A 10,975-nucleotide genomic window follows, 5' to 3' on the forward strand; every position below is an offset into this window, starting at 1 on the left:
AATGCGTCGGCGGGCCGAACTCGCCAGCTACGCCATCCTCGATACGCCTACCGAATCCGGGTTCGACGACATCGTGAGGGTGGCGTCCGAGGTCTGCGGCATGCCGGTGTCGCTGATCTCGCTCCTCGACGGCGACCGCCAGTGGTTCAAGGCCGAGACCGGCTTCGGGCAGAGCGAGACGCCCCTATCCCAGTCGATCTGCGCCTACGCCGTGCAGCAGGACGATGTCTTCGAGATCGAGGACCTGACGCAGGACGCCCGCACTTCGGACAACGCACTGGTGACCGGAGGCCCCCGGGTCCGCTTCTACGCAGGCGCCCCGTTGAGGACCCCGGACGGCGTGGCCCTCGGTGCGCTGTGCGTCCTCGACACCAAGCCGAACAAGCTCACGCCCTCGCAGGCGTTCGTGCTGCGAACCCTGGCGCACCAGGTTGTGACGACCCTGGAACTGCGGCGTTCGCTCCGGCTGCGCAAGGAGGGCGACCGGCGCAACAAGGCCATTCTGGAGAGCGCGGTCGACTACGCCATCGTCTCGATGGACCTGAACGGCATGGTGACGAGCTGGTCCCCCGGCGCCGAGCTGATCCTCGGCTGGTCCGAGGCCGAGATGCGCGGCCGGCCGGCGCGTGTGTTCTTCACGGACGAGGACGTCGCGAACGGCGTGCCCGAACAGGAGATGGCCTCCGCCCTGATGCAGGGTCGCGGCACCGACGAGCGCTGGCACCTGCGAAGGGACGGCGGCCTGTTCTGGGCCAACGGCGAGATGATGCCGCTGCGGGACGAGGAAGGCCGCCACGAGGGCTTCCTCAAGATCCTTCGGGACCGGACGGAGCAGCGTGACGCCGCCGCGAAGGAGCAGGCCGACGCCGCCTTCATGCGAGGCGTGCTGGCCTCCTCGGCCGACTGCATCAAGGTGCTCGATCCCGACGCCAGGCTGACCTTCATGAACGAGGGCGGTCTCGCCGTGATGGAGGCGGAGGACTTCAACCAGGTCAAGGGCTGCGACTGGACCGGGTTCTGGCATGGGCAGGCTCGGGCCGACGCCAAGTCAGCGTTCTGGGAGGCCCTGTCGGGTGGCACCGGCCACTTCCAGGCCCAGGCCGACACCCTCAAGGGTACGCCGAAGTGGTGGGACGTGCAGGTGACGCCGATCCGGGGGGCCGACGGTCGACCCGAGCGGCTGTTGGTGGTGTCGCGCGACATCACCCGGCAGCGGGCCTCCGAGCAGTTGGTCGCGGACAGCGAGAAGCGCTGGCGCGGCCTGTTCGAGGGCATGCAGGAAGGCTTCTTCAGCGGGGAGATCATCCGCGACGCGGAGGGTCGGCCATTCGATTACCGGTTCGTCGAGATCAACCCGGCCTTCGCCGCGCAGTCTGGCCTACCCGTCGAGACGGTGGGCCGCACGATCCGCGAGTTCATCCCGGACATCCCCAACTGGCCGATAGAGACCTACGCACGGGTGGTGGACACCGGTACGCCCGAGGTGTTCGAGATTTCGGTGTCCGAGCTCGGACGCGTGTTCGAGGTGCGCGCCTACCGCGAGACCGAACGGCGCTTCGCGGCGATGTTCATCGACGTGTCCGACCGCAAGCGCGCCGACATGAGGCGGACGGCCCTCGTCGAACTCGGCGACCGGCTGCGCAATACGAGTGATGCGACGGAGATCGCGCGCGTGGCGGCCGAGATCCTCGGCCGGACGCTGGGCCTGTCCCATGCCGGATACGGGACGGTCGACCATGACAGGGAGACCATCGCCATCGGCGAGGGATGGACCGCCGCGGGGATACCCGGCATCGGCGGGGTGCACGGCTTCCGGGACTACGGCACCTACATCGACGCCCTGAAAAACGGCCATGCCGTGATCATCGACGATGTCGCCGAGGATCGCCGGACCGCCTCGGATGCCGGTGCCCTCGCAGCCATCCACGTGCGTTCGCTGCTCAACCTGCCGCTCATGGAGCACGGTCGGTTCATCGCCCTGCTCTATGCCGTGAAGGATACCCCGTACGTCTGGAAGCCCGAGGAAATCAGCTTCGCCAACAACATCGCTGACCGGACCCGCGCGGCCCTGGCCCGGATCGAGGCGGAGGAGCGGCAACGGACGCTGAACCTCGAACTCAGCCACCGCATGAAGAACATGCTGGCCATGGTTCAGTCCATCGCCACCCAGACCATGCGCACGGCCACCGACCTCGATGCGGCCAAGGAGGTCTTGGCCGGTCGGCTGATCGCGCTGAGCAAGTCGCACGACCTGCTGCTCGGCGGCACGGTCGGCTCCGCACCCATCGGGACCCTGATCGAGAGCGCCCTCCAGTCCCACGAGGAAACTCCGAGTCGCTTCGTCCTGGAAGGACCGACCTTCACCGTCGGGTCCAAGGCGGCGATGTCGCTGTCGCTGATGCTGCACGAGCTCGCGACAAACGCGGCCAAGTACGGGGCCCTCTCGACAGTGGGGGGCAAGGTGTCGGTCGCATGGAAACTCGGTGACCACGGCGGCGAGCCGCATTGCAGCCTGCGATGGTCGGAAACGGGCGGACCCGCCGTGGCACCCCCCACCCGCACCGGATTTGGATCGAGGCTGATCGGGCGCGGCTTGGCCGGCAGCTTCGGGGGCGAGGTCGACCTGTCATACCCAGTCGGAGGCGTGGTCTGCACTATCCAAGCCCCGCTTCGGGGCCTGCAGGCAGAGGACGCGCCGCCGATGGGTCACTGACGCTTCGACGCGGATCTTGGTTCGGCCGAACCCACATCGGGGTCGAGCGAACGCAAGGCAGCTTCGAGGACTTGCGACGGAGGCCGGATGGGCAACGCATCGTACATGGCGCGAAGCATGCGCCCCAGATGTCGCTCGATCACGTTCCGGCCCGTGACGTAGCGCCATGCCCCGTCGGGACGCGCCGCGGATCGTTCGCCTTGACCGTCCGACATGGAGCGTCCTGGATCGTCGCCTATCCAAAAAAACCAATCGAGACGCGTCGACGGCATGGCCGTGTAGAAGCGCCAAGGAGCCGGCAGGTTCCGGCCAGGTTGCGCATCGATGCCACGTCCCGCCGGGGCGGGGGATGTCGCTTTCGGTGGATTGTCGGATTGTGGGTCTAGGCAGGGCGTGCCATTCAGGCATCGAATGAGCGGCGACGTCCGCCGCGGCGTCCCCATCCCATGCCGAGCGAACCCACTCACCCGTACGAGGGCAACCTGCTGCTCGCCGCGCTTGCGCGGGAGGATATCGCGTTGCTTGCGCCCCACCTCGTCCGGCACGAGCACGCCCGTGGCGACGTCCTCTTCCGTGTCGACGAGGACGTCTCCCATGTGACCTTCCCGCTCGACCGGACCGTCACGACGCTGGTCGTGCCACTCGGAGGGGAGCGCACCGTCGAGACCGCCACCGTCGGGCACGAGGGCGCCGTCGGCGGCGTCGTCAGCCACGGGTACCTGCCCGCCTTCACCCAGTGCGTGGTGCTCGTGGGTGGCGCGGTCCTGCGGATGGATGCGGAACGGCTCCGCGAGGCGAAGCGCGCCTCCCCGACGGTGAACGACCTCTTCGTCCGCTACGCCGACTGCCTCCTCGCCCAGGTCCTGCAATCGGTGGCCTGCAACGCCGCCCACCCGATCCAGCAGAGGGTGCTGCGCTGGCTGCTCGGATTGCAGGACCGGATCGGGACGGACGCCCTCCCGGTCACCCAGGTCGCACTCGCCGGCATGCTCGGGATCGGGCGCACCTACATCACGGGCGTGCTGTCCGACCTGCAGGAGCAGGGCCTGATCCATGTCGGCCGCGGCCGCATCCACATGCTCGACCGTGCGCGGACCGAAGCCGCGTGCTGCGGCTGCCATGCCCGGGTCCGCCGGCACTTCCGAACCGTGCTCGGGGCGATCTATGCGCCCGACGGCGAGATCGTCGCCGTCGAGGCGACCGAGCCCGGCACCGAACCCAAGCCCCGGCCGGACGCGATCCAGCCCGACCTGCGCGAGACATCCCGATGAGCGCTCCGGCAACGATTCCGACCGAGGTCGCCGCCACTTCCCGGATCGATGCGCTCGACGCCCTCGGCATCCTCGATACGCCGCCCGAGCGGGGGTTCGACGACATCGTCGCCCTGGCCTGCGAGATGTTCGACGCCCCGGTCGCCCTGGTCAGCCTGGTGTCCGGCGACCGGCAGTGGTTCAAGGCCCGCGTCGGGTTCGAGCCGTGCCAGACGACCCTCGACCAGTCGGTCTGCGCCCATGCGCTCGGTCAGCCCGACATCCTCGTCATCCCCGACCTGACCAGGGACCCCCGCACGCTGGGCAATCCTCTGGTCACCGGGGCGCCGTACCTGCGCTTCTACGCCGGAGCCCCCCTCGAAGGCGCGAACGGCGAGCGAATCGGGACGCTCTGCGTGATCGATCACGCTCCGCGCCCCGAAGGATTGAGCGCACGGCAGCGGAAGAGCCTCAAGCGGCTTGCCGGCCAGGTGATGGCCCAGATCGAGCTTCGCGGCGCCCTCGGCCAACGCGATGCCGTGCTCGCCGCGCAGAGGACGACGGTGACGCAGCACGAGGCACTGCTGGCGTCCCAGGAGGCCGTCGTCGGTTCCGGCGGTGACCTCAACCATGTCCTCGACGCCGTGGTCGCCGGCGCGATGCGGGCGCTCCCCGGGGCCGAGGGCGGCGTCATCGAGATGCGGGAGGGTGACGAGGTCGTCTACCGGAGCGGCGGCGGCAACCTCGCCCGGCACGTCGGCCTGCGTCTTCCCGTCAATGGCAGCCTCGCCGGGGCCTGCCTGTCCTCGGGTCGCGCGAGGGTGGTCCCGGATGTCCTCGACGACCCGGACGTGAGGCGCGACCTGATCGGCCACCTGGCGCTTCGCTCCTGCATCCTCGTGCCGGTGCTGCGCGCAGGTGAGCGCATCGGGGTGCTCAAGCTCCAGTCGAGCAAGGTCGGAGCCTTCACCGAAGGCGACGTCGAGATCCTCCGCCTGTTCGCAGGCACCGTCGCAGCCGGCCTGTCGCAGGTCGGCGAGGCCGACGCACGCCGCGTCGCCCAGGCCAACGAAGGGCGCTACAGGGCCGTCTTCGAGAGCGCCATCGACTACGCCATCGTGGTCATGGATCTCGACGGCCAGGTCACCGACTGGAACGCCGGCGCCAGCCGTATCCTCGGGTGGACGCCCGGCGAGATGTGCGGTCAGCCCGCCGACATGTTCTTCACGCCCGAGGACCGCGAGGCCGACATCCCCGGGCAGGAGATGAGGGCGGCCTTGGAGACCGGCCGCGGCGTCGACGAGCGCTGGCACATCCGCAAGGACGGCGAGCGCTTCTGGGCCAACGGCGAGATGATGGTCCTGCGCGACGATGGCGGCGAGGCCATCGGCTTCGTCAAGATGCTGCGGGACCGGACGGAGCAGCGGCTTTCGGCCGAGGCGCTCCAGACCCAGAGCGACCTGCTGCAAACCATCACCGACCATCTCGGGCAGGCCGTCCTCCAGATGGACGTGGACGGAACGGTGACTTTCGCCAATCCCGCGGCCGAGACGATGTTCGGCTGGGAGGCGGACGACCTCGTCGGGCGCAACCTGCACGAGACCTTGCACCACCACCATCCGGACGGTCGTCCATTTCCCGCGGTGGACTGCGACTTCGTCGATGCCCTGCGGGATGGTCGGAGCATGCGGGACCGCGAAGACGTGTTCTTCCGTCGCGACGGTACGCCCATCCAGGTCCTGGCGACGAACGCGCCCGTGCTCACGGACGGAGCGGTGAAGAGCGCGGTCCTGACGGTGAGCGACATCACGGCACGGAAGGCGGCCGAGCGTGCGTTGGCCGAGAGCGAGGCGCGCTGGCGCGGCCTGTTCGAGGGCATGCAGGAGGGCTTCTTCCTGGGCGAGCTCGTCCGCGACGATACCAGCCGGGCGGTCGATTATCTCTACCTGGAGATCAACCCGGCCTTCGCCGAGCAGTCCGGTCTCCCCCGGGAAGCGGTCGGGCGCACGATCCGAAGCTTCGTCCCCGATATCGACCAGGATGTGATCGACCGTTACGCCCAAGTGGTCGACACCGGCGAGCCCATGCTGTTCGAGGTCGAGGTCCCCGGTCTGAACCGATGCTTCGAGGTCCGGGCGAACAAGGAGACGGGCGACCGCTTCGCCTGCCTCTTCCTCGACGTCACGGCCCGTCACCAGAACGAGGCACGCCAGGCCGCCCTGATCGAGCTCGGCGACCGCCTCAGGGACCTGAGCGACCGCCCCTGCATCGCCGCCGTCGCCGCCGAGATCGCCGGGCGCACCCTCGGGCTCAGCCATGCCGGATACGGCGCCGCGGACGCCGACCGCGAGACCATCACCATCGAGCGCGACTGGTCGGCCCCGGGGCTCGGGGCGATCCCGCGCGAGCATCGCTTCCGCGACTACGGCTCTTACATCGAGGAGCTCAAGCGCGGCGAGACCGTCGTCATCGACGACGTGACCACTGACCCGCGCTCCTCCGGGGAGGCGGCGTCGCTGGTGTCGATCCAGGCCACCTCGCTGGTGAATATCCCGCTGATGGAGCACGGTCGCCTCGTGGCGCTGTTCTTCATGCTATGCGATCACGCCCGGACCTGGAGCGCCGAGGAGATCGGCTTCCTGCGCAACGTCGCCGACCGTACCCGCGCCGCCATCGCCCGGTCCGAGGCGGAGGCCCGACAGGATCTGCTCAACCACGAGCTCAGCCATCGGATGAAGAACCTGCTCGCCATGGTCCAGGCCATCGCGGTGCAGAGTACCCGGGGCGCCAAGGACGTCGAGACCGTGCGCGAGGTGCTCGAAAGCCGGCTGATCGCCCTCGGGCGGGCCCACGAGATCCTGCTCGGCGGCGCCGCCGACCGCGCCGGCATCGCGTCCGTGATCCGGGGTGGCGTCGGCGTCCACGACGCGGGTGGCGGCCGCTTCCGCTACGCCGGTCCGGACGTGGAGATCTCCGGGGACGCGGCCCTCGCCCTGGCGCTGATGCTGCACGAGCTCTCGACCAACGCCGCCAAGTACGGCGCCCTGTCCGTCCCCGAGGGGCATGTCGACCTGTCCTGGTCGCTGTCGGACGGGGGCGACGAGCCCTGCCTGCGCATCGAGTGGCGCGAAATCGAAGGCCCCAAGGTCGTGCCCCCATCGCGGAAGGGGTTCGGGTCGCGGCTGATAGAGCGGGGCATCACCGGGCAGGTCGGGGGCACCCTGACGCTGGACTACGCTCCGAGCGGGGTCACCTGCACCCTCGAAGCGCCGCTCCGGGACTTTCGAAAAGGCATCTGAACCGAAGCTGACATGGGCGCTCCGAGCCCATCGACTGAGCCGGCGGGACGTGCTCATGTCGCCCGGGCCTCGGATAGATGGGTTCGTAACGCCGGGTCCTACGGACGGACGGGAGCGGTCGGGTTCGCCGGGATCAATCCGCCCGCCCGCTCAGCACGAGACGCAGGGAACGGGCGAGTTCGTCGCGTCGATAGGGCTTGTTCAAGACGGTGAGCTCACCCTTTCCGATGACCTGGCCCTCGTCGAGGTTGGCCACGTACCCGGATGTCAGCAGGACCTTCAGGCCCGGACGCAGCCGCTGCGCCTCGACCGCCAATTGCGACCCGTTCATGCCGCCGGGCATCACCACGTCCGAGAACAGGATGTCGATGCGTTCCACGCCCTTGAGGTGCTCAAGCGCCTGCGCGGCGTTGCGGGCGATCACGACCCGGTAGTGGAGTTCCTCCAAGCTTTCGACGGCCATGCCCAGGACCTGCTCGTCGTCCTCGACCAGGAGGACGGTGTCACCGACACCGGCGCGTCGGAGCGGCAACAGGTTCGAGGCGCCCGCCCCCGTCTCCTCGCCGGCTGGATCGGCGGACCGGGGGATGCGGATTCTGAACGTCGTCCCGGCGCCGAGCGTGGAGTCGATGTCGACGTAGCCGCCCGCGCTCCGAGTGAAGCCGTAGACCTGGCTCAGGCCGAGACCGGTGCCCTTGCCGACCTCCTTGGTGGTGAAGAACGGCTCGAACACCCGCGCCAGGGTCTCCGGGGGGATGCCGCTTCCGGTGTCGGAGACGGATATCTCGACGTAGTCGCCCGGCGGCACGCCCCTGTCGGCCACCGATGCGGTATCAAGGCGGACGTTCCGGCTGGTCAGCGCGATGCGGGCGTTGCGGCCGCTGCCTTCCATGGCATCTCGGGCGTTGACCACGAGGTTCAGCACCGCGGCCTCGAACTGGGCCGGATCGATGCGGATCGGGTCAATGGCCGGATCGAGGTCGAAGGCGAACTCGACGGCCCCGCCCGCGGCCCGCTCGGCCAGCGGCTTGAAATCGAGGAGCAGGCGGTTCGGGTTGAGGGTCTGGGGCCGGAGCATCTGCCGCCTGGAGAAGGCGAGAAGCTGCTGGGTGAGTTGTTCGCCGCGCCGGGCGGCCCCCATCGCGGCCTCGGCCAGGCGCTTCACCCGCTCGACGTTGTCCGGCTTGCGGATCATCATGTCCAGGCCGCCGACGATCACGGTCAGCAGGTTGTTGAAATCGTGCGCCACACCTCCGGTCAATTGCCCGATGGCCTCCATCTTCTGGGCCTGGCGCAGGGCGTCCTCGGTCACGCGCTGGTCGGTCCGGTCCAGCACGATGCCGGCCATGCGAACGGGGGAGCCGTCGCCGCCATATTCGGCACGGCCCTTGGCGGCGATCCAGCGGATCGCGCCGTCCGGTCGCCTGATGCGGCATTCGACGTCGAGGATGCCGGTCTTCAGCGCCTGTTCGAAGGCCGCCTCCAAAACAGGGCGATCCTCGGGGATGGTATGGCCAAAGAAGTCGGTTTTGCCCCATGATGGGACTGGTTGGTCGTAACCGAAGATCGCGTCGTGGCGACCGGACCGACGCGCCGTGTCGTGCCTCAGGTCCAGGTCCCACGATCCCATGCCGGCGGAATCGAGGGCGAAGGCCAAGGTCTCGCGTGCGGCCTCGACCTCGCGGGTGCGTTCCTCGACGCGGCGCTCCAGGGTCTCGTTGGCGACCCGGAGTTTCTCCTGCGCCTGCTCCCGTTCGAGGATGTGCCCGCGGGCCTGGTACTGGCGCCGCCGGACCCGGAGCGCCGAAGCGACCGCGCTGGCGAGCGTCTCGGCATTGATGGGCCGTTCGAGCAGGACGACGTTGCCGAGCCGCTCGATGGTGGCCGCGGCGCGAGCCGGCCGACGCCCTGCCTGACGCGTCGCCAGCAGTATGAACGGGAAGTCCGACCATGGCGGCTGCCCGTCGATCCAGGCGTCGAGGGCCGTCGTGTCGGCATCCGCCAGGGCCTCCTCGGTCACGACGGCGGCGGCGGCGCCGTTCGTCAGGTCCGCGATCCAACCGGCGGCATCCGGGCACACCGCGACGGGCGTGCCGGACCGGTCCAGCAATCGCTGGATGACCTCCGCGTCACGCCCACGCGGCGCCAGGACCAGAATGCGGTCCTCGACCTCTAAAGAGGCCGTCACGCCGAAGGCCCGGCGGTCACACTCGCACCGTCCAGCATGGCGACCTTGCCGCCGTAGGCGGGCAACCCGGTGAGCACCCCCTGGAAGTCGTCCAGTGCCTCGCCGACCTGAAGCCCGGCGGTGGATATCCGCAACTCGCGGATGCTGCGCTCGTGCGCGTTGACCCGGCTCTTGACCACCGAGAGGGCGGTCCGCACCGAGCCCTGAGCCTCGAAGTACCGGAACAGCAGGATGCCGTCGCTGAGGTAGCTGAGGTCGATGTCGGACCGTACGTCGCCGATCACGCCGTGCTGCCCCAGCACGAGCAGGGTCGTGGCGCCCTTCTGGTTCAGGTAGCTCAGCAACTCGTGCATTTGAAGGATGAGGTATTGCTCGCCCGGCATCGCGTGGATGTACGCGTTGAGGCTATCGAGGACCACGAAGGTGGAGCGGTGCGTCTCGACCGCCTCCCGGACCTGGCAGGCGAACTCGCCGGGCGCGAGTTCGGCGGGATCGATCTGCTTGATCGTCAGGGAGCCGTTCGCGAGGTGCGGTCGCAGGTCCATGCCCAGCTGGGCCGAGCGCGCGAGCAGCGTCGCCTTGCCCTCGTCGAACAGGAAGTACGTCGCCTTGTCGCCGCGCTCCAGGGCGGTGAGCAGGCAGCGGATGGCGGTGGTGGTCTTGCCGACGCCCGCCGGCCCCATCAGCAGGGTGTTGGTCCCGGGAACGAGGCCGCCACCCGTCAGGAGGTCGAGTTCGGCGGACCCGGTCGATGCGGGCGTCGCGTCGAACTCCGCCCCGTGCTCGGTCGCGACGAGGCGCGGGAACACGTTCATGCCACCGGTGTCGAGGGTCATGTCGTGGAACCCGCCGCGGAACTTCTTGCCGCGCATCTTCACTACTGCGAGGCGTCGACGCTCGGCGCCGAACTCGCGCCTAACCTGTTCCACGACGATGACGCCGTGGGCGATGCTGTGGAGCTGGACGTCTGCAGTGTTGTCGTCGAGCATCAGCACTGTGCAGCGGCGGTTCGCGAAGAACTGCTTCAGGGCAAGGATCTGGCGCCGGTAGCGGAGCGGATTCTGGGCGAGGAGCCTGAGCTCGGACAGGCTGTCGAACACCACGAGGGACGGCTTCAGGGCGTCGACGCGCTCCATGACCTCGCGCACGGTCTCGCCGAGCTCAACCTCGGAGGGATGTAGGATCGACTGTTCGCTCTCGGGATCGAGCCCGAGCTCGTTGACGAGTTCGTAGACCTCGATCCCGTCCAGGCTCCAGCCGTGGGACGCCGCGCCCGCCTGGAGTTCGTCGGCGCTCTCCGACAACGTGACGTAGAGACCTTTCTCCCCGCGGGCGACGCCCTCCAGCAGGAACTGAAGCGACAGGGTGGTCTTGCCGGTCCCGGGCGTCCCCTCGACCAGGTAGAGGCGATGGGGCGTGAGTCCGCCGCCAAGGACGTCGTCGAGGCCGGCGATGCCGGTTGGGACGGGGTTCGGGCTGAGTGCGGACATGGACACCGTGATGCGGGGAAGGCGCATCCGGCGAC

At 69.0% G+C, this 10,975-nt stretch carries 5 protein-coding genes; 3 read left to right on the forward strand and 2 right to left on the reverse strand.

Annotated elements, in window-relative coordinates; translation table 11 throughout:
* The first annotated feature begins 1 nt into the window (after position 1).
* From MKK70_RS28230 to MKK70_RS28240, 3 genes are all read left to right on the forward strand, one after another.
* On the forward strand, positions 2–2,713 hold the full coding sequence (locus MKK70_RS28230; protein ID WP_243951294.1) for a PAS domain-containing protein: 2,712 nt from the start codon (positions 2–4) through the stop codon (positions 2,711–2,713).
* A 446-nt stretch (positions 2,714–3,159) separates the two neighbouring features.
* Complete coding sequence (locus MKK70_RS28235; RefSeq protein ID WP_243951296.1) at positions 3,160–3,984, forward strand: Crp/Fnr family transcriptional regulator; 825 nt, start codon at positions 3,160–3,162, stop codon at positions 3,982–3,984.
* On the forward strand, positions 3,981–7,262 hold the full coding sequence (locus tag MKK70_RS28240) for a PAS domain S-box protein (protein ID WP_243951298.1): 3,282 nt from the start codon (positions 3,981–3,983) through the stop codon (positions 7,260–7,262). The genes MKK70_RS28235 and MKK70_RS28240 overlap by 4 nt, the downstream gene beginning before the upstream one ends.
* Before the next feature lie 133 nt (positions 7,263–7,395).
* Here the strand turns inward: MKK70_RS28240 and MKK70_RS28245 are convergent, their stop codons facing one another.
* Positions 7,396–9,450 (reverse strand): PAS domain-containing hybrid sensor histidine kinase/response regulator, encoded by a 2,055-nt coding sequence (locus MKK70_RS28245; RefSeq protein ID WP_243951300.1) that lies wholly within the window; start codon positions 9,448–9,450, stop codon positions 7,396–7,398.
* Positions 9,447–10,940 (reverse strand): ATPase domain-containing protein, encoded by a 1,494-nt coding sequence (locus tag MKK70_RS28250; RefSeq protein WP_243951301.1) that lies wholly within the window; start codon positions 10,938–10,940, stop codon positions 9,447–9,449. The genes MKK70_RS28245 and MKK70_RS28250 overlap by 4 nt, the downstream gene beginning before the upstream one ends.
* Positions 10,941–10,975 lie beyond the last annotated feature (35 nt).

The organism is Methylobacterium sp. E-041 (genome assembly GCF_022829665.1).
Classification (GTDB): domain Bacteria; phylum Pseudomonadota; class Alphaproteobacteria; order Rhizobiales; family Beijerinckiaceae; genus Methylobacterium.